This is a genomic window from Streptomyces sp. XH2 (assembly GCF_049725035.1).
In the GTDB taxonomy this organism is placed as follows: Bacteria; Actinomycetota; Actinomycetes; order Streptomycetales; family Streptomycetaceae; genus Streptomyces; species Streptomyces roseoverticillatus.
The window spans coordinates 199,670-225,873 of the sequence record NZ_JBMMMZ010000008.1; the positions used below are offsets into that span (position 1 = coordinate 199,670).

23 protein-coding genes are annotated in these 26,204 nt (G+C 73.6%); 14 read left to right on the forward strand and 9 right to left on the reverse strand.

Annotation, left to right across the window (positions count from 1 at the left end; translation table 11 throughout):
• Window positions 1–149 precede the first annotated feature (149 nt).
• Window positions 150–938 (forward strand): VOC family protein, encoded by a 789-nt coding sequence (locus ACOTKD_RS18205; RefSeq protein ID WP_424890019.1) that lies wholly within the window; start codon window positions 150–152, stop codon window positions 936–938.
• A gap of 5 nt (window positions 939–943) precedes the next feature.
• Here the strand turns inward: ACOTKD_RS18205 and ACOTKD_RS18210 are convergent, their stop codons facing one another.
• Both ACOTKD_RS18210 and ACOTKD_RS18215 read right to left on the reverse strand, forming a co-directional pair.
• On the reverse strand, window positions 944–1,804 hold the full coding sequence (locus tag ACOTKD_RS18210; RefSeq protein ID WP_424890020.1) for an alpha/beta fold hydrolase: 861 nt from the start codon (window positions 1,802–1,804) through the stop codon (window positions 944–946).
• A gap of 137 nt (window positions 1,805–1,941) precedes the next feature.
• A complete protein-coding gene (locus ACOTKD_RS18215) occupies window positions 1,942–4,401 on the reverse strand; it encodes a DEAD/DEAH box helicase (protein ID WP_424890021.1) in 2,460 nt (819 codons plus the stop codon).
• 546 nt (window positions 4,402–4,947) lie between these two features.
• On the opposite strand from ACOTKD_RS18215, the gene ACOTKD_RS18220 reads away from it, so the two are divergent.
• Window positions 4,948–5,694 (forward strand): ferritin-like fold-containing protein, encoded by a 747-nt coding sequence (locus tag ACOTKD_RS18220; RefSeq protein WP_030366181.1) that lies wholly within the window; start codon window positions 4,948–4,950, stop codon window positions 5,692–5,694.
• A 52-nt stretch (window positions 5,695–5,746) separates the two neighbouring features.
• Here ACOTKD_RS18220 and ACOTKD_RS18225 read toward each other — a convergent pair whose 3' ends face one another.
• The 4 genes from ACOTKD_RS18225 to ACOTKD_RS18240 all read right to left on the reverse strand — a co-directional run bounded on the left by ACOTKD_RS18225 (window position 5,747) and on the right by ACOTKD_RS18240 (window position 7,519).
• A complete protein-coding gene (locus tag ACOTKD_RS18225) occupies window positions 5,747–6,028 on the reverse strand; it encodes a hypothetical protein (protein WP_235484161.1) in 282 nt (93 codons plus the stop codon).
• A 159-nt stretch (window positions 6,029–6,187) separates the two neighbouring features.
• Window positions 6,188–6,415: a DUF3107 domain-containing protein gene (locus ACOTKD_RS18230; RefSeq protein ID WP_106682111.1), complete on the reverse strand. Its 228-nt coding sequence runs from the start codon at window positions 6,413–6,415 to the stop codon at window positions 6,188–6,190.
• A 60-nt stretch (window positions 6,416–6,475) separates the two neighbouring features.
• Window positions 6,476–7,114 (reverse strand): TetR/AcrR family transcriptional regulator, encoded by a 639-nt coding sequence (locus tag ACOTKD_RS18235; RefSeq protein WP_030366183.1) that lies wholly within the window; start codon window positions 7,112–7,114, stop codon window positions 6,476–6,478.
• A 174-nt stretch (window positions 7,115–7,288) separates the two neighbouring features.
• On the reverse strand, window positions 7,289–7,519 hold the full coding sequence (locus ACOTKD_RS18240; protein ID WP_424890022.1) for a hypothetical protein: 231 nt from the start codon (window positions 7,517–7,519) through the stop codon (window positions 7,289–7,291).
• Between the two features lie 141 nt (window positions 7,520–7,660).
• On the opposite strand from ACOTKD_RS18240, the gene ACOTKD_RS18245 reads away from it, so the two are divergent.
• The 12 genes from ACOTKD_RS18245 to moeZ all read left to right on the forward strand — a co-directional run bounded on the left by ACOTKD_RS18245 (window position 7,661) and on the right by moeZ (window position 21,766).
• Window positions 7,661–8,644 (forward strand): alpha/beta hydrolase, encoded by a 984-nt coding sequence (locus ACOTKD_RS18245; RefSeq protein WP_424890023.1) that lies wholly within the window; start codon window positions 7,661–7,663, stop codon window positions 8,642–8,644.
• Window positions 8,637–10,154: a DUF3152 domain-containing protein gene (locus ACOTKD_RS18250; protein WP_424890024.1), complete on the forward strand. Its 1,518-nt coding sequence runs from the start codon at window positions 8,637–8,639 to the stop codon at window positions 10,152–10,154. Before ACOTKD_RS18245 ends, ACOTKD_RS18250 begins: the two co-directional genes overlap by 8 nt.
• An 85-nt stretch (window positions 10,155–10,239) precedes the next feature.
• Window positions 10,240–10,332, forward strand: coding sequence for an Ms4533A family Cys-rich leader peptide (locus ACOTKD_RS18255; protein WP_324197103.1), 93 nt, complete (start codon window positions 10,240–10,242; stop codon window positions 10,330–10,332).
• Between the two features lie 180 nt (window positions 10,333–10,512).
• Window positions 10,513–12,237, forward strand: coding sequence for an ABC transporter substrate-binding protein (locus ACOTKD_RS18260; RefSeq protein ID WP_424890025.1), 1,725 nt, complete (start codon window positions 10,513–10,515; stop codon window positions 12,235–12,237).
• Complete coding sequence (locus ACOTKD_RS18265; RefSeq protein WP_424890026.1) at window positions 12,234–13,238, forward strand: ABC transporter permease; 1,005 nt, start codon at window positions 12,234–12,236, stop codon at window positions 13,236–13,238. The genes ACOTKD_RS18260 and ACOTKD_RS18265 overlap by 4 nt, the downstream gene beginning before the upstream one ends.
• Entirely contained in the window at window positions 13,235–14,224 is a 990-nt protein-coding gene (locus ACOTKD_RS18270; RefSeq protein ID WP_424890027.1) for an ABC transporter permease, read from the forward strand. Before ACOTKD_RS18265 ends, ACOTKD_RS18270 begins: the two co-directional genes overlap by 4 nt.
• Entirely contained in the window at window positions 14,221–15,906 is a 1,686-nt protein-coding gene (locus ACOTKD_RS18275; RefSeq protein ID WP_424890028.1) for a dipeptide ABC transporter ATP-binding protein, read from the forward strand. Before ACOTKD_RS18270 ends, ACOTKD_RS18275 begins: the two co-directional genes overlap by 4 nt.
• A gap of 195 nt (window positions 15,907–16,101) precedes the next feature.
• Window positions 16,102–17,667, forward strand: coding sequence for a DUF3492 domain-containing protein (locus tag ACOTKD_RS18280; RefSeq protein WP_424890029.1), 1,566 nt, complete (start codon window positions 16,102–16,104; stop codon window positions 17,665–17,667).
• Entirely contained in the window at window positions 17,664–18,728 is a 1,065-nt protein-coding gene (locus ACOTKD_RS18285) for a hypothetical protein (RefSeq protein WP_424890030.1), read from the forward strand. Before ACOTKD_RS18280 ends, ACOTKD_RS18285 begins: the two co-directional genes overlap by 4 nt.
• Window positions 18,729–18,821: 93 nt before the next feature.
• Window positions 18,822–19,736 carry an NAD-dependent epimerase/dehydratase family protein gene (locus ACOTKD_RS18290; RefSeq protein WP_030366193.1) on the forward strand — a complete coding sequence of 305 codons (915 nt, stop codon included), beginning with the start codon at window positions 18,822–18,824 and terminating at the stop codon, window positions 19,734–19,736.
• Complete coding sequence (locus ACOTKD_RS18295) at window positions 19,724–20,503, forward strand: spherulation-specific family 4 protein (RefSeq protein WP_424890031.1); 780 nt, start codon at window positions 19,724–19,726, stop codon at window positions 20,501–20,503. The genes ACOTKD_RS18290 and ACOTKD_RS18295 overlap by 13 nt, the downstream gene beginning before the upstream one ends.
• A gap of 84 nt (window positions 20,504–20,587) precedes the next feature.
• Window positions 20,588–21,766, forward strand: a complete 1,179-nt coding sequence (moeZ, locus tag ACOTKD_RS18300) for an adenylyltransferase/sulfurtransferase MoeZ (RefSeq protein WP_424890032.1) — start codon at window positions 20,588–20,590, stop codon at window positions 21,764–21,766.
• Between the two features lie 52 nt (window positions 21,767–21,818).
• Here the strand turns inward: moeZ and ACOTKD_RS18305 are convergent, their stop codons facing one another.
• The 3 genes from ACOTKD_RS18305 to ACOTKD_RS18315 all read right to left on the reverse strand — a co-directional run bounded on the left by ACOTKD_RS18305 (window position 21,819) and on the right by ACOTKD_RS18315 (window position 26,195).
• Window positions 21,819–23,393: an alpha/beta hydrolase gene (locus ACOTKD_RS18305; protein WP_424890033.1), complete on the reverse strand. Its 1,575-nt coding sequence runs from the start codon at window positions 23,391–23,393 to the stop codon at window positions 21,819–21,821.
• Between the two features lie 52 nt (window positions 23,394–23,445).
• Window positions 23,446–24,552 (reverse strand): hypothetical protein, encoded by a 1,107-nt coding sequence (locus tag ACOTKD_RS18310; protein ID WP_424890034.1) that lies wholly within the window; start codon window positions 24,550–24,552, stop codon window positions 23,446–23,448.
• Window positions 24,553–24,653: 101 nt separating this feature from the next.
• A complete protein-coding gene (locus tag ACOTKD_RS18315) occupies window positions 24,654–26,195 on the reverse strand; it encodes an alpha/beta hydrolase (RefSeq protein ID WP_424890035.1) in 1,542 nt (513 codons plus the stop codon).
• Window positions 26,196–26,204 lie beyond the last annotated feature (9 nt).

Genomic DNA, 26,204 nt, shown 5'->3' on the forward strand with positions numbered 1-26,204 from the left:
CGGGATCAACTGCGGGCGGAACGCGCGTGCCGGAATGCATACGGGGAAGCCGAGTGGAACCCTGGCAGGGGGCCGTGAACCACCGGCCCGGCCACCCCCGTCGGGGACTCCTGACTCGCAATCCGGAACAGAAACGAGGCGATCGGCCCATGTCGCTCACTGACCGTGCCGTGCCCGGAGCACCGTGCTGGGTGAGCCTGCTGACCGGCGACCTCGCCGGAGCACAGGCCTTCTACGGCTCCGTCATGGGCTGGACCTTCCGCCGCGGCAGCCTGGGGGAGGACTTCTCCGTCGCGCTCTCCGACGGCAGGCCCGTCGCCGGCATCAGCAACGTCGCCCGCCGCATGGGCGTCCCCGTCGCCGTTTCCTGGACCTCCTACTTCGCCGTCGAGAACGCCGACGTGACCGCCTCGCGCATCCGTGAGCGCGGCGCCACCGTCGCCGTCGGCCCCCTCACCGTCGGGCCCGGCCGCGCCGCGCTGGCCGCCGACCCCGCCGGAGCCGTCTTCGGCTTCTGGGAGGGCAAGACCCTGCGGGAGTGGCAGATCGGCCGGCAGGGCGCCCCCGCCTGGCTGGAGCTGCGCACCCGCGACGCGTTCGCCTCCGCCATCTTCTACGGCGAGGTCTTCGAATGGGCCACGGGGCGGCCCGACCGCTGCGAGGTCCGCTACGAGGACGAGGCCGTCATGGTGCGGTCCGGCGGCCACACCGTGGCCAGCCTGCGCGGCGGCGCCATCGAAGCCGCCCCCGACCCGCAGATCCGGCCGCGCTGGCACGTCTACTTCTACGTCGACGACGTCGAGAAGGCCGCCGAGTCCGCGCTCGCGGCCGGCGGCACGGTGGCCGCCGGGCCGGGGGAGTCGGAGATGGGGCGCGAAGCGACCCTGCGCGACCCGGACGGCGGGCTCTTCACGGTCACGACCGGCTCCCGGAGCTGACGGGCTCAGCCCCGGCCGGACAGCTCCCAGAAACGGGCCAGCGCCTCGGCCGTGGGGCCCGGCCGTTCGGCGTTCGGCGAGTGCTCGGCGCCCGCCACGACCGTACGGACCGCGGACAGCTCCTTCGCCATCGCGTCCATCGACGGCACGGGCCACGCGTAGTCCACGGCCCCGGAGAGCACGTGCTTGGGCAGCGGCACCGCGGCCAGCTCCGCCGTACGGTCCGGCTCGGACGTCAACTGCCTGCCTGTCGCCATCAGTTGCTCGGGCACCGTCGCCATCCACCGGTGGCGGAGGAACGCGTCCAGCTCCGGCGGGGCGGGCGCCGCCGGGGCGCTCTCCGCGTCCGCCCTGCGCATCTCCAGCCACACCGCGCCCATGTCGTACGCCCCGAGCGCTGCGATCAGCCGCCGCGTGCGCTCCTGCTGCGGTGCGGAGATCGCGGCCGGGCCGCAGCTCATGAGGGTCAGCGACCGGAACGCGGACGCGTCGGCCAGCACCGCGGCGCGGGAGATCAGCCCTCCGAGCGAATGCCCCAGCAGGTGCACGCCGCCGCCCAGGGCCGCCGCCTGGGCGAGCACGTCCTCGGCCAACTCGGCCTGGGCGTACGCCGCCTCGTCGCGCGGCCCGTCGGTCTCGTGCTGCCCGCGCCCGTCCACGGCCACGGCCCGGTACCCCGCTGCCGCGATCGGCTCCAGCAGCGCGATGAAGTCCTCCTTGCTGCCGGTGAAGCCCGGCACGAGCAGGACGGTGCCGCGCGGGGGAGCGGCGGGGAGGGCGTCGTGCACCGCGAACTCCCCGCGGGGGGTGGAGAGGCGGTGGGCGCGGGCGCACGGGGGCAAGGTGAGGAAGGGGGGCCTGCTCATGGCACGAGGCTAACGGTTCGCTGTCGCGGGGTTCCGGGCAGCGCGGGTCCGGCACCGCCGGGCTCCCCGGTGACGGCGAAGGCCGGTCACCCCACGCTCGTGGGGTGACCGGCCTTCATCGCTCAGCGGACCTGCCGTCAGGCCTCCGTCGCGGCCTTCGCCTTGGGGGCGGCGGCCTTGCGGGTGCGCTTGGGCTTCTCCGCGACCTCGGCGGCGTCGGCAGCCTCGGCAACCTTCTTGGCAGCCGTCTTGCGCGTGCGCTTCGGCTTGACCTCGGCCTCGGCCTCGACGGCCTCAGCCTTGGGGGCGGCGGCCTTCCGCGTGCGCTTGGGCTTCTCCGCGACCTCGGCGGCGTCGGCAGCCTCGGCTACCTTCTTGGCCGCGGTCTTGCGGGTGCGCTTGGGCTTCTCGGCGGCCTCGGTCCCGGCGGCGACGGTCTCCACCGCGGCCTCGGCCTTCTTGGCAGCCGCGGTCTTGCGGGTGCGCTTCGGCTTCTCCGCGACCTCGGCCTCGGCCACAGCCTCGACGGCCTCCGCCTTGGGAGCGGCGGCCTTCCGCGTGCGCTTCGGCTTCACCTCGACGGCCTCGGCCGTGTCGACGGCTTCCACGGCCTTCTTGGCTGCGGTCTTGCGGGTGCGCTTGGGCTTCTCGGCGGCCTCGGTCCCGGCGGCAGCGGTCTCCACCGCGGCCTCGGCGACCTTCTTGGCAGCCGTCTTGCGGGTGCGCTTCGGCTTCTCTGCGACCTCGGTCTCGGAGACGGCCTCCACGACCTCGGCCTTGGGGGCGGCGGCCTTGCGGGTGCGCTTCGGCTTCGTCTCCACGGCCTCCGCCGTGTCGACCGCGGCCTCGGCGGGGGCGGCCGCGGCCTTCTTGGCGCGGGTCCGGCGGGCCGGCTTGGCCGGAGCCTCGGCCTCGGCCGGCTCCTGGGCGGGAACCACCGGCGCGGCCTCGACGACCGGAGCCGTCTCGACGACCGGCACGGTCTCGGCAGCCACCACCGCGGCAGCGGCCTCCGGCTTCGCCGCACGGGTGCGGCGGCGGCGCGGCTGGGCCGGGACCTCCGCGGCGGGCGCCGGGGCGGCCGGGGCGGCAGCCTCGGCGGGAGCCACGGGCTCGGCGGTCACCACGGCCTCGGCGGCGACGGACGCCACCGCGGCCGAGCCGGCCCCGCCGCGCGTACGACGCCGGCGGCGCGGCTTGGCGGGCGTGGCGGGAGCCCCCTCCGTCACGGGAGCCGCGGCCGCGGGCGCTGCCGCGGCCTGCTCCGTGCCGAGCGCGGCCCCGCCGCGGGTGCGGCGGCGCTGGCGCGGCGTGCGCGTACGGGCCGGACGCTCCTCGGTCTCCTGACGCGGGCCGCGGCCCCCGTCGCGGCCCCGGTCGCGACCGCCGCGGCCACCGCGGCCGCCGGTCTCGCCGAGGTCCTCGATCTCCTCCGCGGCGAGCCCGGCGAGGGTCCGCTCGGAGCGCGGCAGTATGCCCTTCGTGCCGGCGGGGATGCCGAGAGCCTCGTACAGGTGCGGGGACGTGGAGTACGTCTCCTCGGGCTCGTCGAAGGGCAGTTCCAGCGCCTTGTTGATGAGCTTCCAGCGCGGGATGTCGTCCCAGTCGACGAGGGTGACGGCCGTACCCGACTTGCCGGCGCGGCCGGTGCGGCCGATGCGGTGCAGGTAGGTCTTCTCGTCCTCGGGGGCCTGGTAGTTGATGACGTGGGTGACGTCGTCGACGTCGATGCCGCGGGCGGCGACGTCGGTGCAGACCAGGACGTCGACCTTGCCGTTGCGGAAGGCGCGCAGCGCCTGCTCGCGGGCGCCCTGGCCGAGGTCGCCGTGGACCGCGCCGGCGGCGAAGCCGCGGCGGATCAGCTGGTCGGAGATGTCCGCGGCGGTCCGCTTCGTGCGGCAGAAGATCATCGCGCGGTTGCGGCCCTCGGCCTGCAGGATGCGGGCGACCATCTCCGGCTTGTCCATGTTGTGGGCGCGGAAGATGTGCTGCGCGATGTTCGCGTGGGTCTGGCCCTCGTCGTCCGGCGAGGTGGCGCGGATGTGCGTGGGCTGGGACATGTAGCGACGGGCCAGGGAGATGACCGCGCCGGGCATGGTGGCCGAGAAGAGCATGGTCTGGCGCTTGGCCGGAAGCATCGTGATGATGCGCTCGACGTCGGGCAGGAAGCCGAGGTCGAGCATCTCGTCGGCCTCGTCCAGGACGAGGGCCTTGACGTGCGCGAGGCTGAGCTTCTTCTGGCCGGCGAGGTCGAGCAGGCGGCCGGGCGTGCCGACGACGACGTCGACGCCCTTCTTGAGGGCCTCGACCTGCGGCTCGTAGGCGCGGCCGCCGTAGATGGCCTGGACGCGGACGTTGCGCACCTTGCCGGCGGTCAGGAGGTCGTTGGTGACCTGCTGGCACAGCTCGCGGGTGGGGACGACGACGAGCGCCTGCGGGGCGTCGGTCAGCTGCTCGGGCTTCGCCCGGCCCGCCTCGACGTCCGCGGGGACGACGACGCGCTCCAGGAGGGGGAGGCCGAAGCCCAGCGTCTTGCCGGTGCCGGTCTTGGCCTGGCCGATGACATCGGAGCCGGAGAGGGCGACCGGGAGCGTCATCTCCTGGATCGGAAAGGGGTGCACGATGCCGACGGCCTCAAGGGCTTCGGCGGTCTCGGGGAGGATTCCCAGGTCTCGGAAGGTCGAGGGGTTCGAGAGAGTGGACAGGATCTTGCCTCTTCTGTGAGACGCGGCGCTGGGCGGCGAAGGGGGTCGTACAGGTCGTACGGACCGCGCCGGGGTACTGTCCGGCCTGGGGACGCCGGTCGGCGCGGGACCACTGCCTTCGCTCGAGCACACGTGCCGCGAGCGGATCCCTCCTGGTGCGTACGTCTCGTGCGCACCGCGCGGAGGGCGGTCGGTTTTGGAAGCCGATCGGGCCACCGACCGGGCATCCGCTGGAGTCCAGGGGCTGGGGCGAGAAGATGCCCCCGGAGGACACAGCATGGGACAGCCTGCCGACACACTCGACAGGCGCATTACCACTGTACCCCGGAAAGGCGCATGTGTGTCCGGACAATCCTCCGGACAATCCTTGGGACAGATCCGGATGAAGTAGCTGACCTGGGGCTTCCCCGGGTTGCGAAGCGGGCTATTGTGCGCTCCATGGAGACGTCCGACAACGCTGAGAACGCCAACGAGCCCGCCGAGGCGCTCACCGGGATCGCCGCCCAGGACTGGGACCGGGCATCCGCCGACCCGCAGTACCGCGCGGCGGTCGTGGACCTGCTGGGCGCGCTCGCCTACGGCGAGCTGGCCGCCTTCGAGCGGCTCGCCGAGGACGCCAAGCTGGCGCCGTCGCTCGACGACAAGGCCGAGCTGGCGAAGATGGCCGCGGCGGAATTCGGCCACTTCCAGCGGCTGCGCGACCGGCTGACCGCGATCGACGTGGAGCCGACCGGCGCCATGGAGCCCTTCGCGGCCGCGCTGGACGAGTTCCACCGCCAGACGGCGCCCTCGGACTGGCTGGAGGGCCTGGTCAAGGCCTACGTGGGCGACTCGATCGCCAGTGACTTCTACCGCGAGGTGGCGGCCCGCCTGGACTCCGACACGCGCGCCCTGGTGCTGACCGTGCTCGACGACACGGGCCACGCGACGTTCGCGGTCGAGAAGGTGCGCGCCGCGATCGAGGCCGAGCCGCGCGTGGGCGGCCGCCTCGCGCTGTGGGCGCGCCGGCTGATGGGCGAGGCGCTCTCGCAGGCGCAGCGCGTCGTCGCCGACCGTGACGCCCTCTCGACGATGCTCGTGGGCGGCGTGGCCGACGGCTTCGACCTCGCGGAGGTCGGGAAGATGTTCTCCCGGATCACCGAGGCGCACACCAAGCGCATGGCCGCGCTGGGCCTCGCGGCCTGACCGCCCGGGCCCGGGCTCCGGCCCGGGCTGTTCCGGCTTGGTCCAGGCCCCTTCAGGCCGTGGCTGATCGGCGGGCCGGGTGGTCCCCCTGGCGCAGCAGCAGGGACAGCAGCGCGACGGCCACCCCCAGCGAGACCGCGAGGACGGCCGGGGTCTGCCCCGGGCCGAGGACCGAGTGGGCGAGCAGGGCGCCGAAGAGCGCCGCGACGGGACCGGTGGCCAGTGTCAGGGCCCGGGAGCGGAACTGCCCGTACCGCTCGGGGAGCCAGTGCAGGGCGCCGTAGGACACGGCCAGCCCGATGAGGAGCGAGCCCAGCACTTCCCAGAGGATCATCGTCACTTCCCTCCCGATACCGGAGCGAGGGGCGGGTGCAAACCGGTCGAAGCCGTACTACCCCACGAGGGTGTCCGGCAACCTCCCCGGCGTACATCCGTAACGACAACGGCGGGGCCCCGGTGATTCCTCACCGGGGCCCCGCCGCTGGAAGCGCTCTCAGAGCGCGCCGAAGCCGACCTTGCGGGCCGCCGGCTCGCCGATCTCCACGTACGCCAGGCGCTCGGACGGGACCAGGACCTTGCGGCCGCGGCTGTCCTCAAGGCTGAGCAGGGGTGCCTTGCCGGCCAGGGCGTCGGAGATCACCCGCTCGACCTCCTCGGCACTCTGGGTGCTCTCGATGACGATCTCGCGCGGCGCGTGCTGCACGCCGATCTTGACCTCCACGGCTTACGTCCCTCCGAAGATGTGGGTTGATGTCCACACATTAGCCCGGGACGGTGCCGGTCAGTGCTGCTCGGGGGCGTTCTTCGGGAAGCCCGCGATGCCGCGCCAGGCGAGCGAGGTCAGCAGCTGGACGGCGGTGGCGCGGGGCACCGTGCTCTCGCTGGAGAGCCAGTAGCGCGCGACCACCTGGGAGACGCCGCCCAGGCCCACGGCCAGCAGCATCGCCTCGTCCTTCGACAGGCCCGTGTCCTCGGCGATGACGTCGCTGATCGCCTCGGCGCACTGCAGCGAGACCTTGTCGACGCGCTCGCGCACGGCCGGCTCGTTGGTCAGGTCCGACTCGAAGACCAGGCGGAAGGCGCCGCCCTCGTCCTCCACGTAGGCGAAGTAGGCGTCCATGGTGGCCGCCACCCGCTGCTTGTTGTCGGACGTGGAGGCGAGCGCGGTGCGCACCGCGTGCAGCAGGTTCTCGCAGTGCTGGTCCAGCAGGGCCAGGTAGAGGTCCAGCTTGCCGGGGAAGTGCTGGTAGAGCACCGGCTTGCTGACGCCGGCCCGCTCGGCGATGTCGTCCATCGCCGCGGCGTGGTACCCCTGGGCGACGAAGACTTCCTGGGCCGCGCCCAGCAGCTGGTTGCGTCGGGCTCGGCGCGGCAGGCGCGTGCCCCGCGGCCGCGCCTCGGTCTGCTCGATGGCTGTCACGCCGCCTCCCAAGATCGTTCACTGCACGGTGTGCACCGCGCCCGCCATCGTACTTTTGGGTAACCCGGGCGTGCGTGGTCGGAGCGGAGAATTTCACGGACCGGACGCTGTGGGAAGCTGACAAAAACCTGACAATTGGCGCAGCTCAGCCCAGGACTCCGCGGTCACGCGCGATCAGCGGTAGTCGTCCTCGTCCAGGTCGACGACGCGCGCCTGCTCGGCGGCGTCGGCCACATTGGCCGTGGCGGGGTCCAGAAGGGCGAGCGGATCGTCGCGGTGCTGGGCGAGGTCGGCGTGCTGCTCCGCGGCGTCGGCCTCCGGGGCCTCGGCGTCGTATTCCGTCACGTCGGCGTCCTCCTCGTCGAAGTCTTCGAACGTATCGGGGTCGCTCGGGTCGACAGGCATGCGGAACCTCTTTCCGGTATCCGGGATGTGCGCCCTCGTACTCCTTGTGGTCGAGCCTAGGAGACGAGGCCCCGGGCCGCCAGGTGATCTGTGACCCCCGCCACAACCGGCCCGGCGTGATCGTCTCGTAACATTGCCCGCATGTCTTCGACCGAGTCACCGGATGCCCGCATCGTCCCCGTGGTGCCTCCCGGTCGGCCCTCGCGCGTCAGCGAGGGCGAGGAGGTCCGCACGGTGACCCTGCCCGGGGTCACGCTGGCCGTGCGCTCCCGCCCGCCCCGGACGCCGGGGCTGCCGCCCGTGCTGTGCGTCCACGGCCTCGGCGGCTCCTCGCAGAACTGGTCCGCGCTCATGGAGCTGCTCGCCGGCGACGCCGCGTGCGAGGCGCTCGACCTGCCCGGCTTCGGCGACTCCCCGCCCCCGGACGACGGCGACTTCTCGGTCACCGGCTTCGCCCGGTCGGTCATCCGCTACCTCGACGCGAGCGACCGCGGCCCCGTCCACCTCATCGGCAATTCGCTGGGCGGCGCCATAGCGGTCCGCGTGGCCGCCGTCCGCCCGGACCTGGTCCGCACGCTCACCCTGGTCTCCCCGGCGCTGCCCGAGCTGCGCCCGCAGCGCACCGCGGTGCCCACGGCCCTGCTCGCGCTGCCCGGCGTGGCCTCCCTCTTCGCCCGGATGACGAAGGACTGGTCACCCGAGCGCCGTACGCGTGACGTCCTCGCGCTCTGTTACGGAGACCCCGGAAGAGTGACATCCGAGGGCTTCGCGCTGGCCGTCGCGGAGTACGAGCGCCGCCTGGAGCTCCCCTACTTCTGGGACGTCATGGCCCGCTCCGCACGCGGAGTGGTCGACGCGTACACCCTTGGGGGCCAGCATTCGCTGTGGCGGCAGGCGGAGCGCGTCCTTGCCCCTACTCTTCTGGTCTACGGAATGCGCGACCAGCTCGTCTCCATCCGGATGGCCCGCCGTGCCAGCAGGACTTTCCGCGACTCGCGGCTGCTGACGCTGGTGGAATCGGGACATGTCGCCATGATGGAGGACCCGGACGCGGTGGCTCGTGCCTTCCGCGACCTCGTAGCGGACACCGTCACTGCCGATCGGAGCGCCTCGCCTCGTGGGTAAACACAGCGCACGCGCCCCCCGCGCCGTCTCCCGGCCCGCCGCGCCCGCCGCCTCCGGCGCGGGCGGCGGACCGGGCGCGGGCGGTCACGACGCCACGGCCGCCCCGCAGGGCGAAAGCGAGGGCGAGCCACTCGGCGGGCCCTTCGGCCCGGCGGGTTCCCCGGGCGCGGCCGGCCGGCCCGGCTCCTCCGATCCCGCCGGCCCCTTCGATTTCGCCGGGTCGTTCGACCCTTCTGACGATCCCTCCGACGCGTTCGACGCCTTCGGGCGGCAGGGCGTCGGCGTCGGCTGGGGCGTCATCGGTGTGCAGCGCGTCCACGGCGCGGACGCCGGGGCGTACGGGCCGGGGAGCGTTCCCGGCGGCGACGCGCGGCTGTCCGGCTACCTCGGCGGGTACGGCGGCGAGCAGGAGCCCGTCTCCTGCCAGCAGGCCGCCGAGTACCGGGCGGTTCCCGAGCCGGCCCACGGCTCCCCGTACGACATGTCCTACGAAGCGGCCTCCGGCAGACAGCCGGCGCAGTCCCCCTCCCCGTACTGGCTGGGCGGAGCCCCTTCCGGCCCCGTCTCCGGGCCCGTTCCCGCCTCCGTCCTGGCCGAGGGCTCCGCGCCTGCCGCTCCGCCCGCTCCCGCGCGGGTGCCCGCCCCCCGCCCCGGTGCGGCCCGCCCCCGCACCGGCGGATCCCGCGGGGCCTCCCGCGACGCCGGCTCGAAGTCCGGCGGCGGCATCGCGCGGACGGCCACGGGCGTGGCCGCGGCCGTCGTGACGGCCGTGCTCGCCGTCGTCGTCGCCGGGCAGGTCGAGGACGGCACGGACACCCAGGCGCAGGCGCGGCCCGCCGACGTCGAGCGGACCGGGCCGGACGCCGCCTCCCGCTCCGACAGCCGCCCCACGCCCAACGGCGGCGCCGCCCAGCAGCTCACGTACGAGCAGAAGATGGACCGCAGGTACCCGCTGGACGAGAAGGCGAAGGGCAGCGGTGACTTCGGCACCGTCGGCGGTCACGAGGCGGCCCCGGGCCGCGGCGAGGTACTGCGCTACCGCGTCGACGTGGAGAAGGGGCTGCCGCTCGACGGCGAGCTCTTCGCCACCGCCGTGCACCGCACGCTCAACGACGAGCGCAGCTGGGGCCACGGCGGCACCCGCACGTTCGAGCGGGTCTCCTCCGGGCACGCGGACTTCGTCATCACGCTGGCCACGCCGGGCACCACGGCCGCGTGGTGCGCCAAGTCGGGGCTGGACACCACGCAGGACAACGTCTCCTGCGACTCCGCCGCGACCGACCGCGTCATGATCAACGCCTACCGGTGGGCGCAGGGCGCGCGCACGTACGGCGACAAGATGTACGCCTACCGGCAGATGCTCATCAACCACGAGGTCGGCCACCGCCTCGGGCACGACCACGAGACGTGCAGCAAGGAGGGCGCGCTCGCCCCGGTGATGATGCAGCAGACCAAGTTCCTGACGACGGACGGCGTCACCTGCCGGCCGAACCCCTGGCCCCACCCGTGATCAAATGTCTCACCATCCGGGAGATTTCATCTCCGGATATGAGACACCTTGGACAGGGACCGAAAATTCGTTCAGTCTTCTGCGCATGTCGTACCGCCACGCCTCCGAGAACGCCGCCTTCGTGCTGGCGCTGATCGGCGTGGCCGCGCACAGCGTCGCCGACATCCACTGTCGCTGAGACCGCCCTTTTCCCTCGCCGTCCCGCGCTGCCCCGTCAGCGTCGCGTCCGCCGGGGGCGGTCCGGTGCTCCCGTGCGCTCCTTCCCACCGCCTTCCGCGGGTGCTTCCTGCTCCCCTTCCTCCGGTCCACCCCCCGTCCCCGGTGCACCGTCGCATTCCCGCGAAAGGCCTTACCTGTCATGCGTCACATGTCCGTCATATCCCGTCGGGTGGCCGCTGCCGCCGTCAGTGTGGTCCTGGTCGGCGGCGCGGCAGCGGCGTGCGGCCCGAAGGAGGGCGGCGACGCCAAGGGCGGCGGTGCCGAGGGCGCGCCCAAGAAGGGCGGCACGCTCACGGTGCTCAACGGCGCGCCGCAGAAGCAGTTCGACCCGGCCCGCCTCTACACCTCCGGCGGCGGCAACATCCCCTCGCTCGTCTACCGCACCCTCACCACCCGCCACCGCGCGAACGGCGCCGAGGGCACCAAGGTCGTCCCCGACCTCGCCACGGACACCGGCACGCCCAGCGACGACGCCAAGACCTGGACGTACAAGCTGAAGGACGGCCTCAAGTACGAGGACGGCTCGCCCATCACCTCCGCCGACATCAAGTACGGCGTCGAGCGCTCCTTCGCCGCCGAACTCTCCGGCGGCGCCCCCTACTTGCGCGACTGGCTCATCGGCGGCGACAGCTACCAGGGCCCGTACAAGGAGAAGAAGGGCCTCGACTCCATCGAGACGCCCGACGACAAGACGATCGTCTTCAAGCTGAAGAAGTCCGAGGGCGACTTCCCCTACTTCGCGACCTCCACCCAGTTCGCCCCCGTCCCCAAGGCCAAGGACACCGGCGCCAAGTACGCGGAGCACCCGGTCTCCTCCGGCCCGTACAAGGTCGTCAAGAACGCGGGCGACGGCGAGCAGATGACGCTGGAGCGCAACGACAACTGGTCCGAGGAGACGGACAAGGAGCGGCACGCCTACCCCGACCGGATCGAGGTCAAGTCCGGCCTGTCCGCCGCGGTCATCAACCAGCGCCTGTCCACCGGCTCCGGCCCCGACGCCGCCGCGGTGACCACCGACACCAACCTCGGCCCGGCCGAACTCGCCCAGGTCACCGGCGACAAGAACCTCGCCGCCCGGGTCGGCACCGGCCACTTCGGCCAGACCTCCTACCTGGCGTTCAACCCGGCGGTCAAGCCCTTCGACGACCCGAAGGTCCGCCAGGCGATCTCGTACGCGATCAACCGCACGAGCGTCGTCAACGCCGCCGGCGGCTCCTCGCTCGCCGAGCCCACGACCACCTTCCTGCCCCGCCAGAAGCCCCTCGGCTACACGCCGTACGACCACTTCCCGGCGGGCGGCAAGGGCGACCCGGCCAAGGCCAGGGAGCTGCTGAAGGAGGCCGGTCACGAGAACGGCCTGGAGATCACCCTCACCCACTCCACCGCCCAGAACCGGGAGACCAGCCCCGAGATCGCGACCGCCGTCCAGGCCGCGCTCAAGGAGGCCGGGATCACCGTCAAGCTGGAGGGCCTGGAGGACAACGACTACGACGAGAAGATCCACAGCTTCGAGAAGCAGCCGGGCCTCTTCATCGCCCACTGGGGTGCCGACTGGCCCTCCGGCGGCCCCTTCCTCGCCCCGATCTTCGACGGCCGGCAGATCGTGAAGGACGGTGCCAACTTCAACACCGCCCGCCTCGACGACCCGAAGGTCAACGACGAGATCGACGCCATCAACAAGATCACCGACCATGACGCGGCCGCGCAGCGCTGGGGCGCCCTCGACAAGCGGATCGGCGAGCAGGCCCTGACCGTGCCGCTGTTCAACCCGGTCTACAAGCGCCTCTTCGGCAAGGACGTCAAGAACGTCGTCATCAGCAACTGGACCGGTGTCCTCGACGTCTCGCAGGTCGCGGTCAAGTGACCACCGAACTGCTCACCACCGCGGAACCGGAGGCGGGAACCGCTCCCGCCTCCGGCCCCCGGCAGGTCTGGCGGCGGCTGAGAGCGCGCAAGTCCGCGCTCGCGGCCGCCGCCGTGCTGGGCCTGCTCGTCCTCCTCGCCCTCGCCGCGCCCCTGCTGGCCGCGATCGAGGGACAGGACCCGAACACGTACCACGACGCCCTCGTCGACTCCGCCCGCGGCGGCGTCCCCTTCGGCGACTTCGGCGGCATCAGCGCCGAGCACTGGCTGGGCGTCGAACCGGGCACCGGGCGCGACCTGTTCGTGCGCCTGGTCTACGGCGCCCGGGTCTCGCTGCTCGTCGCCGTCGGCGCCACCGCCGTCCAGATCCTCATCGGCGTCGGCATCGGCCTGGCGGCCGCGCTCGGCAACCGCCTTGTGGAAAGCCTGCTCACCCACGTCACCGACGTGATGGTGGCCATGCCCCTGCTGGTCTTCGCCATCGCCCTGATGGCCGTCGTCCCGGCCGACTTCCCCCGGCCCGTGCTGCTCGTCATCGCCATCGGCCTGCTCGCCTGGGGAGGCATGGCCCGCCTCGTGCGCGCCCAGACCCTGAGCCTGATGAAGCTCGACTTCGTCTCCGCCGCCCGGCTCACCGGCGGCTCCACCCTGCGCCTGGCCCGGCGCGAGCTGCTGCCCTCGCTCGCCGCCCCCGTGATCACCTACGCGGCCGTCCTGCTGCCGTCGAACATCGTGCTCGAAGCGAGCATGTCCTTCCTCGGAGTCGGCGTGAAGCCCCCGACCCCCTCCTGGGGCCACATGCTCTCGACGGCCACCACGTGGTTCCGCGCGGACCCCGTGTACGTGCTGCTGCCGGCCCTCATGCTGTTCGTCACCACGCTCGCCTTCACCGTCCTCGGTGACGGGGTGCGCGCGGCGCTCGACCCGCGCGAGGCGTCCCGGCTGCGCGTCGGCCGCAGCCGGCGCAAGGCGCGCACGAGCGGCGCGGGAGGCGCGGCATGACCGGATACCTCCTGCGGCGCGCCGCGGGCGCGCTCGCCGTCCTCCTCGTCCTCTCGGCCGTCGTCTACGCGACCTTCTACATCGCGCCCGGCGACCCCGCCCGCCTGGCCTGCGGCCCGCGCTGCAACCCCGAACAGATCGCCCAGGTCCGCGCGCAGCTCTCCCTCGGCGACCCCGTCTACGTCCAGTACTGGCACTTCCTGCAGGGCATCGTCGCCGGGCACGACTACTCCACCGGCACCGCCGTCCTCCACTGCGACGCACCGTGCTTCGGATTGTCGTACCAGAACAACCAGCAGGTCACCGACATGCTGATCGAGCGGCTGCCCGCAACCGCCTCGCTCGCCGTCGGCGCCATGGCCGTCGCCCTGCTCCTGGGCACCGGCACCGGCCTGCTCTCCGCGCTGCGCCGCGGCGGGATCACCGAACGGGTGCTGACCTGGCTCACCCTCGCCGGGACCGCCACGCCCGTCTTCATCAGCGGCCTCGGCCTGCTGATGCTCTTCTGCGCCTACCTGGCCTGGCTACCCTTCCCGACCTACGTGCCGCTCACGGACGACCCCGAGCAGTGGGCCTGGAACATGCTGCTGCCGTGGGCCGCGCTCGGCCTGCTGGAGTCGGCGAAGTACGCCCGGCTGATGCGCAGTTCCATGCTGGAGACGCTGGCCGAGGACCACATCCGCACCTTCCGCGCCTACGGGGTCGCCGAGCGCAAGCTCGTCACGCGGCACGCCCTGCGCGGCGCCGTCGCCCCCGTCGTCTCCCTGTCGGCCGCCGACTTCGGGTCGATGTTCGGCGGTGCGGTCCTCACCGAGATGATGTTCGGCCTGCCCGGGATCGGGGCGCTGCTGGTGCACGCCACCACGACCCTCGACCTGCCCGTGGTCGTCGCCGTGGTCATGGTCACCGGCACCGCCGTCGTCGTCGCCAACATCGTGGCGGACGTGCTCTACGCCGCCGCGGACCGAAGGGTGGCCCTGCGATGACCGCACAGCACACGAGCGGCGGGCCGGCGGCCGGCCCGCGCGGCACCGGGCCCCTGGTGGCCGTCTCCGGCCTCTCCGTGGCCTTCCCGGCCGGGCCGCACGGCGGCTCGGCCGGGGCCGTACGGGCCGTGGACGCCCTCTCCTTCGAGCTCGCGCCCGGCGGAGCGCTCGGCATCGTCGGCGAGTCCGGCTCCGGCAAGTCCACGGCCGCCTACGCGCTGCTGGGCCTGCACCGGGACACCGGCGCCGACGTCACCGGCGCGGTGACCGTCGCCGGGCACGACGTGCAGGCCGCGGACGACGCCGCCCTGCGGCGGCTGCGCGGCGGCGTCGCCGCCATGGTCTTCCAGGACCCGCTCTCCTCCCTCGACCCCTACCAGGCCGTCGGCGACCAGATCGCCGAGGTCTACCGCGTCCACCACCGCGACGCCTCCCGCCGGCAGGCCCGGGCCCGCGCGGCCGAGGTGCTGGACCGCGTGGGCATCCCGGACGCGGCCCGCCGCGCCCGCTCCCGCCCGCACGAGTTCAGCGGCGGCATGCGCCAGCGCGCGCTCATCGCGATGGCCCTCGCCTGCCGGCCGAAGCTGCTCGTCGCGGACGAGCCCACCACCGCCCTCGACGTCACCGTCCAGGACCAGATCCTCGGCCTGCTGCGCGAACTGCGCGCGGAGACCGGCATGGGCCTGATCCTGGTCACCCACGACCTGGGTGTCGCGGCCGGCAGCGTCGACGACCTGCTCGTGATGAAGGACGGGCGGGCCGTCGAGCACGGACCCGTCCACGAGGTGCTCCACGCGCCCCGCGAGGACTACACCCGCGACCTGTTGGCGGCCGTCCCGCGCGTAAACGTCCGGCGGGAGACCCGTAAGGACGGACTGTCCGAAGCCGGAGGTGACGACTCCGTCCTCCTGGAAGCAACCGCCCTGCGGCGGGAGTTCGGGCGCGGCAAGCGCGCCGTGACCGCCGTGGACGACGTGTCGCTGACCGTACGGGCCGGCGAGACCGTCGGCATCGTCGGCGAGTCCGGCAGCGGCAAGACCACGCTCGGGCGGATGCTGGTGCGCCTGCTGGAGCCCACCGCCGGCGAGCTGCGCTACCGCGGGCGCGACATCGGCGGCATGAAGGAGCGCGAGCTGCGCGCCTTCCGCAGCGAGCTGCAGATGGTCTTCCAGGACCCCGTCTCCTCCCTCAACCCCCGCCGCAGCATCGGGGAGTCGATCGCCGACCCGCTGCGCGCCGCCGGGAAGCTGGACGACGCCGCGATCGTCGCGCGCGTGCGGGAACTGCTGGAGCGGGTCGGGCTCGACCCCGCCTCCTACCACCGCTACCCGCACGAGTTCAGCGGCGGCCAGCGGCAGCGCGTCGGCATCGCGCGGGCCCTCGCCCCCGAGCCGAAGCTGATCGTCTGCGACGAGCCCGTCTCCGCCCTGGACGTCACCACCCAGGCACAGGTCGTGCGGCTGCTCGGCGAGTTGCAGCGCGACCTCGGCCTCGCGCTCGTCTTCGTCGCCCACGACCTCGCCGTCGTACGGCAGGTCAGCGACCGGCTCGTCGTCATGCGCGGCGGCCGGATCGTGGAGGAGGGACCGGCCGACACCGTCTACGAGCGGCCCGCGCACGCCTACACCAAGGGCCTGCTCGCGGCGGTCCCGCGGCTCGAAGCGGCCGAAGCCCCCGCATAGCGCGGGGCAACGCCTCATCTCCGGGAAAGTCACCTCTGTTCACCCCTTCCGGTGGGGGGGGGGGGCCCCCCCCCCCCCCCCCCCCCCCCCCCCACGGGCGAGCCCGCATAGCGTGCTTCCGCTGCCGTTGCCGTTCGGCGGCCGCAGGTCAGGCGAGGGCGACCACAAGGGACAGACGGGGGTGCGTGCGTGCGCGTGGGACTCCTTACGGAGGGTGGGTATCCGTACGCCTCGGGTGAGGGCGGTCAGTGGTGCGACCGGCTCGTGCGGGGCCTGCCCGGGCACGACTTCGAGATCTGCGCCCTGAGCCGCCGCGCCCGGCAGGACGCGGGCGGCTGGTGCGACCTGCCGGAGCACGTGCGGCGGGTGCGCACGGCCCCCCTGTGGGGCGATCCGGCCGGGGCCACGGGGCGTGCCCATCGCGCCTACGGCCGACGCGAGCGCCGCCGCTTCGGCGCGTACTTCGCCGGCCTCGCCGAGGCCCTCACCGCCACCGTCGAGCCCGGCCCCGAGGACCGCAAGACCCAGGCGTACCGTTTCGCCGACGCCCTGAACGGCCTTGCCGACCTCGCCCGCGACGCCGGCGGCCTCGGCTCCGCCCTCCGCTCCGAGCAGGCCCTGCGCATCCTGGAGTCCGCCTGCCGCGCCCCCGGCTCCCACCCCGCCGCCTACGGCATCCGCGTCGCCGACCTCCTCGCCGTCACCGCCCTCCTGGAGCGCGCCCTGCGCCCCCTCTCCCTCGACTGGTACGGCACCGCGGGCGACCGCGGCCTCGCCGGCGTCGACCTGTGCCACGCCACCTCCGCGGGCCTCGCCGCCCTCCCGGGACTCCTGGCCAAACGCTTCTTCGACACCCCCTTCCTCGTCACCGAGTACGAGGTCCGCCTGCGCGCCTACTACCTCAACAGCGCCGCCAGCGCCGCCGGCCTCTCCCTGCCCGTACGGACCCTGCTCTCCGCCTTCCACCGGCAGCTCACCGCCGAGATCTACGCCCGCGCCGACATCATCACCCCCGGCGACGCCCAGGTGCGGCGCTGGCAGGAGCGCTGCGGCGCGGACCCCGGCCGGCTGCGCACCGTCCACCCCGGCCTCGACCCCGGTCCGTACGAGGCGGTGGGGGAGCGGGCCGAGGCCGGCGGGAGGTCGGACGACGGCCTCACCGTGCTCTGGGCGGGCGGCAAGGCCGAGCCCTTTCTGTGGGAGACCCTCGCGGCCCTGCGCCAGGCCGAGCCCGAGGTGCGGATGCGCATCGTCGGCGAGCCGCTGCCCGGGGTCCAGCCCGTCGGCGTCTCCTACGCCCCCGCGGCCACCCCCTCCACGTACGCCGCGGGGAGCGTCGTCGTCCTCGCCGGCAGCGCCGAGACGTTCCCGGGACCGCTCGTGGAGGCGATGCTGTGCGGCCGCGCCACCGTCTCGCCGGACTCCGCCACCGTCCGCGAAGTCATCGGCGGCACGGGCCTCGTCGTCCCCCCGCGCGACGCCGGCGCCCTCGCCACGGCCTGCCTGGAACTGCTCCACGACGCGGGCCGAAGAGCCAGGCTCGGTGCCGCCGCCCGCGCCCGCGCGCTCGAACTCTTCACCACCGAAAGGCATGTGACGGACTTCCACGGCCTCTACCTCGAACTCATCTCCCGGGCACCCGCCGGGCGGGACCCCGCCGCCTCCGACCCCGCCGTCCCCTTCTCCCGCGCCGCCGAATCCCGCGCCCCGTTCGACCTGACGCCCCGCCAGTCCTCCCCGACCTGGGCAGGCCGCCCATGACCACACCGCTCAGGGACGGCAGCGCGCCCGCCGCCGCTGCCGGCATAGCCGTGGCCCACGCCGCCACGGGGGAGAGCGGTCCCGCGCAGGCCGACCCCGCACAGGCCGATCCCGTGAAGGCCCTCCTGCAGCGCCATCGCGGACTGTGCGCCCGCGCCGTGGACCCCCTGGAGATCGCCGCCGTCCTGGAGGACGGGGGCCTCACGGACCACGCGGCCGCGGAGTGCCGGCACCGGGACGTGTTCTCGCTCGCCGACGAGCTGTACGCACGCACCGAGCGCGACGAGCCCGCGCGGCCCGCTCCCGGCCCCCGCGTGCCGTGCGACCCGGCGGCGCCCGCGCACGGGCCGGGCGCCCCATGGCGGCTCGCCTGCCTGCTCGCCGCCGCCTGGCTCGTCGCGTACGCCCTCCTCGGCGGGCCCGTCCTCACCGCGCTGCTCTCCGGCCGCGCGGTGCTGCCGGACGCCGTCAGGGCCGCCGCCCCGGCCGTCGCCCTCATGTGCGGCCTCGCCCCCGCCCTGTGGTGCGCCCGGTGGTTCACCGGACGGGTGCGGCACGCCCTGGTGGTGAGCCGCTCCCGCGCCGAGTTCCGGGCCCGCGCCTGGCCCCTGCTCCTCACGGCCGCGGGGCTGTTCACGGCCGCCCTGGCCGCACTCCTGTGGTCCGTAGGGGCAGCCTCGGGAGCGCCCGCCGCCCGCCCCGCCGAGCTCGCCGCCGTCACCGCCCTCGGCGGGCTGCTCTTCCTGGCCCGGCTGCTCACCGCCCGCGGCTCCGGACGGGCCGCAGCCGTCGCCGCACTGGCCGCCTGCGGCCTGGAAGCGGCAGCGCTCGCCGTCGAGGCGGTGGGGGCGGGAACACCGGGGCGGTTCGCCGCGCCCGCCGTCGCCTGGGCGACCGGCGCCTACGGCCCCGCCGCCATACCCCTCGTGGCCTGCGCGCTCCCCGCGCTCGCCCTCCTCGCCCACGCCCTGACCGCGCTCTCCCGGGCCTCCGCCCACCGCCACGGCCCGCACGCACCCGTCCCCGCCGACCCCGGAGAAGCCCCGGCCCGGGCCCGGTGACCGCACGTCCCAGCCGCACACCCCCTTCAGAGGAGCAAGGAAGATGACCGTTCACCCCATCCGCACCGCCGGGCGAGAGCGAGGGCGCGACCGATGAGGGTTCTGCTGCTCGGTGCCAACGGCTACCTCGGCCGCTACGTGGCCGACCGCCTGCTCGCCGACCCCGCCGTCCAGCTCACCGCGCTCGGCCGCGGCGACGACGCGGACGTCCGCTTCGACCTCGCCACCGGCAGCCCCGGAGCGCTCACCCGCTTCCTCAACGCCGTCCACCCCGGCGTCGTGATCAACTGCGCGGGGGCCACCCGCGGCGGGGCCCGCGACCTCACCCGCCACAACACCGTCGCCGTCGCCACCGTCTGCGAGTCGCTGCGCCGCAGCGGCTGCGGCGCCCGGCTCGTCCAGCTCGGCTGCTCCTCCGAGTACGGGCCCTCCCAGCCCGGCTCGTCCACCGCCGAGGACGCCGTGCCGCGCCCCGGCGGCCCGTACGGGGTGAGCAAGCTCGCCGCCACCGAGCTCGTCCTCGGCTCCGGCCTCGACGCGATCGTCCTGCGCGTCTTCTCGCCCGTCGGCCCCGGCACCCCGGCCGGCTCACCCCTCGGCCGGCTCGCCGACGCCCTGCGGCGCGCCATGCAGAACGGCGACAGCGAGCTGAAGCTCAGCGGCCTCGGCGTCCAGCGCGACTTCGTCGACGTCCGCGACGTGGCCCGCGCCGTGCACGCCGCCTCCCTCTCCGCCGCCCAGGGCGCCGTCAACATCGGCACCGGCCGCGCGGTCCGGCTGCGCGAGGCCGCGGCCACGCTCGCCCGCGTCGCCGGCTACGGCGGCTCCCTCCACGAGCTCGACGACCCCCACCTGGGCACCCCGCCCGCCTACCCCTACCCCGACGGCTGCGGCAGCTGGCAGCAGGCCGACGTCCGCACCGCCCGCGACCGGCTCGGCTGGCGCCCCCGCATCGGCCTGGAGGAGTCCCTGGCCGACATCTGGATGGAGGCCGCGTGTCGCATCTGAGCCCGCCCGGGCAGCGGCGGTCCCGGGTGCGCGAGGCCCCCCTGCGCTTCGGCGTGCCGGGCTTCGCGCACCCCCTGCTCGCCCCCGCCGAGTGGGGCGAACTCCTGCGCGCCGACGTCCCCGTGGAGTGGGTCGTGCTCGGCAGCGGCCCCATGGCCGCCCCGGGGGGCACCGCCTCCGGCGGCCCCGGCGACCGCCCGGACCCGTATCGCGTGGCCGCCGCCGCCCGGCTGCGCGAGGCGGGCGTCCGGGTCCTCGGCCACCTGGACCTGAGGTTCGGCGAGCGCCCCCTCGGCGAGGTGCTCTCCGAGGCCCAGCGCTATCTGAACTGGTACCGGGTGGACGGATTCGCCCTCGACGCCACCCCCGCCGACCCGGCCGCCCTGCCCGGCACCCGGCGCACGGTCGCCTCGCTGCGCACCGTGCTCGACCGCGCGTACGTCGTCCTCGTCCACGGCACCCACCCCTCGCCCGGCTACGCCGACCTCGCCGACCAGCTCGTCACCTTCCACGGCCCGTGGTCGGCGTACCGCTGGTCGCAGGTGGCCGAGTGGACCGCCGACTTCCCGCCCGCCCGCTTCTGCCACCTCGTGCACGGCATCCCCCGCGCCCACCTGGAGGAGGCGCTGCGCCTCGCCCGCTGGCAGGGCGCCGGCACGATCTACTTCACCGACCGGACGGACCGGGACGAAGCGGACCCCTGGGAGGTGATGCCCGGCTACTGGGACGAGATCGTCTCGCGCATCGGACCTGGTGTCTCGGAATGAGGCGGGGCGTGGCAGTGTTACGGGGGAAGGACCGAACGCCGCCTGTATGTTCCCCGCCCCGGCGGGGAGGACCCTGGAGTCCCCGTGTCGCTGCCACCCCTGGTCGAGCCGGCTGCCGAGCTCACCGTAGACGAGGTTCGTCGGTACTCCCGCCACCTGATCATCCCCGATGTCGGTATGGACGGGCAGAAGCGCCTGAAGAACGCCAAGGTGCTCTGCGTGGGTGCCGGCGGTCTCGGCTCCCCCGCCCTGATGTACCTGGCCGCGGCCGGCGTCGGCACCCTGGGCATCGTGGAGTTCGACGAGGTCGACGAGTCCAACCTGCAGCGTCAGATCATCCACAGCCAGGCGGACATCGGCCGCTCCAAGGCGGAGTCCGCGCGCGACACGGTGCTGGGCATCAACCCGTACGTGAACGTCGTCCTGCACGAGGGCCGCCTCGAAGCCGACAACGTGATGGAGATCTTCTCCCAGTACGACCTGATCGTCGACGGCACGGACAACTTCGCCACGCGCTACCTCGTCAACGACGCCTGCGTGCTGCTGAACAAGCCGTACGTGTGGGGCTCGATCTACCGCTTCGACGGCCAGGCGTCCGTCTTCTGGAGCGAGCACGGCCCCTGCTACCGCTGCCTGTACCCCGAGCCCCCGCCGCCGGGCATGGTCCCCTCCTGCGCCGAGGGCGGCGTGCTGGGCGTGCTGTGCGCCTCGATCGGCTCCATCCAGGTCAACGAGGCGATCAAGCTGCTGGCCGGCATCGGGGAGCCGCTGGTCGGCCGCCTGATGATCTACGACGCCCTGGAGATGACCTACCGCCAGGTCAAGGTCCGCAAGGACCCCGACTGCGCGGTCTGCGGCGCGAACCCGACCGTCACGGAGCTCATCGACTACGAGGCGTTCTGCGGCGTGGTCTCGGAGGAGGCCCAGGAGGCTGCGGCCGGCTCCACGATCACTCCCAAGCAGCTCAAGGAGTGGCTGGACGACGGCGAGAACATCGACGTCATCGACGTCCGCGAGCCGAACGAGTACGAGATCGTCTCCATTCCGGGCGCGCGGCTGATCCCGAAGAACGAGTTCCTGATGGGCACGGCCCTGCAGGACCTGCCGCAGGACAAGCGCATCGTCCTGCACTGCAAGACGGGTGTCCGGTCCGCGGAAGTGCTGGCGGTGCTCAAGGCGGCCGGGTTCGCCGACGCGGTGCACGTGGGCGGCGGCGTGATCGGCTGGGTCCACCAGGTGGAGCCGGACAAGCCGGTCTACTGATTTTGTTCCCGTGAGGGGGCGATCCGCGGCAGCGGATCACCCCCTCACAGCTTTACGAGCAGGTCGTGCCCTGCGCCGGGACCTTGCCGTCCAGCAGGTACGTGTCGACCGTGCGGACCATGCACGCGTTGCCGCTGTTGTACGCCCCGTGCCCCTCGCCCTTGTACGTGACCTCCGCGGCGACGCCCTTGCCCAGGCCCTCGGCCATCCGGTGCGCGCCCGCGTAAGGCGTCGCCGGATCCCCCGTGTTGCCGATGACGACGATGGGCGCCGAGCCCTCCGCGCTGACGTCGATCGTCTTCCACTTGCCCTCGACGGGCCACCCCGTGCAGCTGAGGAGCGACCAGGCGGCGGCCTCCCCGAAGACCGGGGACGCCGCCCGGAACTGCGGCAGCCGGCCCTTCACGTCGTCGGCGGTGTAGCGCTGCCGGGAGTCGGCGCAGGAGATCGCCCGGTTGGCCGGCTGGAGGTTGCTGTAGCGGCCGTCGGGGCCGCGCCCGCTCAGGAGGTCGTAGAGCACCAGCAGGGTGTCGCCCGTGCCCTTGTTCATGGCCTCCTGCAGGCCCTGCGTCAGGTACTTCCAGGTGTCCTTCGAGTACAGCGCGGACGCGATGCCGTTGACGGCCTCGTCCTGGGTCAGCTTGCGGCCCTGGCGGGTCGGCAGGGGCTGCCCGTCGAGCTTCTTGAGCAGCGAGACGATCCGGTCCTGGGTGGGGCAGGCGGCGGCCTGGGCGGAAGCGGCGCAGTCCTTGAGGTAGTCGCCCAGGGCGAGCTGGAAGCCCTTGGTCTGGCCGAGGTTGCCCTCGGCGGGGTCCTGCGTGGGGTCGACCACGGCGTCGAGCACGGCGCGGCCCACGTTCTTCGGGAAGAGGTGGGCGTAGACGGCGCCCAGCTCGGTGCCGTAGGAGATGCCGAAGTAGTTGAGCTTCGCGTCGCCCAGAGCGGCCCGCAGCCGGTCCATGTCGCGGGCCGCGCTCAGCGTGTCGACGTGGGGCAGGAGCTTCGCGGAGTTCTTGGCGCAGGCGTCCACGTACGCCTTGTTGGCCGCGAGGGCGGCCCGCTCCTCCTCCGCGTCGTCCGGGGTGCCGTCGATCTCGTTGGCGGCGTCGGTCTCCTTGTCGCCCAGGCAGCGCACGGCCGCGCTGTCGCCCACGCCCCGCGGGTCGAAGCTGACCAGGTCGTAGCGGTCGCGCAGCTTGTCGTAGCTGGTCGCCAGGCCCGGCAGGGTGGCCACGCCCGAGCCGCCGGGGCCGCCGAAGTTGAAGACGAGCGAGCCGAGGCGCTTGCCCTTGTCCCGCGCCTTCGCACGGATCAGGGCGAGCTCGATCTGCTCGCCGCCGGGCTTCGCGTAGTCGAGGGGGACGGGGAGCTTCGCGCACTCCCATTCCTTGCCGGGCGCCTTGCCGTCGAGGGAGGTGCCCTGCGCGACGCTGGGCGGGGGACAGGCCGTCCAGCGCAGCGGGGCGGCCGACGCGCCGCCGCCGTCCTCGCCGCTGCTCCTGCTGCTCTTGGCGTCCCCGGCGTCCGGGGGACCGGAGTCGCCGCAGCCGGAGGCGGCGAGGGCCGTCACGAGCGCGATGCCGGCGCCGAGGAGGGCGGTGGTGGCCCGAGGCCGAGAGGAGCTCATTCCCCCGACTGTACGGAGGTGAAGGCGGTGGAGTCGCCGCCGCGCGGAGGCGTCACCCGGCGCGCAGGGGCGCACAACCCATATGAGCGGCCACCGCGTCCACGTAGAGCGGGAAGACCTCGCGCGGGTCGTCCAGCCGGGTGTGGGTGCGGGCCGGGCCGCTGCGCATGGCGAAGACGGTGGGCCTGCCACCGCAATCCGCCCGGACCAGGGCACCCGCCGCGTCGATGCTGCCGTGCGCCCGCCAGCCGGGGGCGGGAGGACGGTCGCCGGTGAGGCCGTCGAAGAGGGCGACCAGGCGGGGCATGGCGGTGGTGGTGAAGCGGGCGGCCCAGGGGGCGGGTCCGGCGGCTGCGGCTGTGCCTGCGCCTGTGCCTGTTATGGCGCAGCTGTGGAAGTCGCTGTTCTTGAGGGATCCGGTGCTGGTACCGGTGCCGCGTGCGTTGGGCAGGCCTGCAATGGCGCAGCTCTCGTGGCCGGCGGTGGAGGGGGACGGCCGGCGGCTCAGGCGGAGCGGGGGGAGCGTCGTGCAACTCGTGGCCCTCGTGGCCTTGTTGGCCGCCCGGACCAGCAACTCCCCTGCGGTGGCGGGCGGGAGCGCCTTGGTGCTCTTGAGCATCACCACGGACGGGTGGCCGTCCACGTCGCAGCTCTCCGGCAGCACGATGGCGCCCGTGCCGGAGGCGGCCGCGGTGAAGCCCGGTAGGCCGTCGGGGAGCGGGATGTCGCCACCGCCGAATAACTCGCCCAGCCACGAACGGCGTTCACCCGCTTCCCGGGGGCCCGTGCCCAGGTGGAGGTCCAGCCGCTGCTCGTACGCGCCGGAGCCCTGACCTCCGTGCCAGCGGAGCGAGCACTGGCCGGTGGGGCGGCCGGGGCCGGGCGGGACCTCGTCGGCGACGCGGTCGCGATCACCGCGGCGGAACGGTGCCTCGTCCTCGGGCCAGGCGCCCCAGCAGTACGCGCGCCCGCCGAGCGGCGTGGACTGCGTCTGCCAGAGCGCGACGAGGGCGGCCACCAGGGCGGCGATGGCCAGGGCGCCGGTGAGGGCCCTGACCCTGCGGTGGTCGGGCTGATCGCCGGTGGTGTGCGGGTGTGTTGCATCCGGTGTTGTGCGTGGTGTCCTGTGCGGCACTTCGTCCCCCCGAACTCCGTTCACGTCCGCGGAACTGCTGTGCGGGCGATCGTAGTGCGAGCCACTGACATTCGACCCGGTTGATCGCGTCTCGTGCCCGTCACCAGTGATATGTGCTATGTGTGCTATGAGCAGATCTTGTCTGGTTCCGGCACCGTACCGTCCAGCAGGTAGGCGTCGACCGCCCCCTTGACACATGCATTGCCGCTGTCGTAAGCGCCGTGCCCTTCGCCCCGGTAGGTCAGCTCGACGGCGACGCCCGGCCCCAGCTCCTGCGCCATGTGCTTCGCTCCCCCGTAAGGGGTGGCGGGGTCGCCGGTGTTGCCGACGACGAGGATCGGCGCCGAGCCCTTCGCGCTCACGTCCGGCGTCTGCCACCCGCCCTTCACCGGCCACCCCGTGCACTGGGTGAGGCTCCAGGCCATGAAGTCCCCGAAGACGGGGGAGGCCTTGCGGAACTCCGGCACGCGCTGCTCGATCTCGGCCGCGGTGTAGCGCTGCGCGAAGTCCGCGCAGGTGATGGCGTTGAGGGAGGCCTGGAGGGTGCTGTAGTGGCCGTCCTGGCCGCGGCCGTTCATGGCGTCGCCGAGGGAGAGCAGGAGCCGGCCGTCGCCGTTCTCGGCGTCCTCGATGCCCTCGGTCAGGTAGTCCCAGAAGTCCTTCGAGTAGAGGGACTGCGCGATGCCGCTCGTCGCGAGGGAACGGGTCAGGTCACGGCCCGCCGCACCGGGGATCGGCTTGTCCCCCAGGCGCTGGAGGAGCGCACGGATCTGGGGTTCCGTCGGGCAGTTGTCCGAGGTCTTCGCGCAGGCCCCCATGTAGTTGGTGAGGGCCAGCTCGAAGCCCTGGGCCTGGGCGAGGGCGCTCTGCACGGGGTCCGCGGACGGGTCCACGACGCCGTCGAAAAGTGCGCGGCCGACTTTGTCCGGGAACAAGTGGGCGTAGACGCCGCCGAGTTCCGTCCCGTACGACACGCCGAAGTAGTGCAGCTCGGCGTCGCCCAGGACCTCGCGCATCAGGTCCATGTCGCGGGCTGCGTTCTCCGTGCCCACGTGGGGGAGGACCTTGCCGGAGTTGCGCTCGCAGCCGGCGGCGTAGGCGGCCACCCGCTCCACCAGGGCCTTCTCCCGGGCCGGAGTGGCCGGGGTGGCGTCCGCGGCGTAGTACGCATCGAGTTGCCTGTCGTCCAGGCAGGTGACGCCACTGCTGCGGCCCACGCCCCGCGGGTCGAAGCTGACCAGGTCATAGCGGGTGCGGAGCTTCTTGTAGTCGTCGGCGAAGGCCGGGAGCGTGGTGATGCCGGAGCCGCCGGGGCCGCCGAAGTTGAAGACGAGCGAGCCGATGCGGTGGGCCTGGTCCGTGGCCCTGGCCCGGATCAGGGCGATGTCGATGCTGTTGGTGTTGCTCCTGGGCTTCGCGTAGTCGAGGGGCGCGTGGAGCGTTGCGCACTCCCAGTCGGGGCCCGGGGCCCGGCCGGAGGACCCGCCCTCCGCGGGGGTGGGAGGCGGGCAGGCCTTCCAGGAGAGTGTCTGGCGGGCGGCGTCCGCGTTCCGGGAGGGGGCGGTGGAGGGGGCGGTGCGGGTGTTCTGCGTCTGTCTTTGCGTATTGCTGCTCTTGCCCGCCGTGCATCCCGTCGCCGTGACCGCCAGGAGTGCGGCGGCGAGCATGCCTCCTGC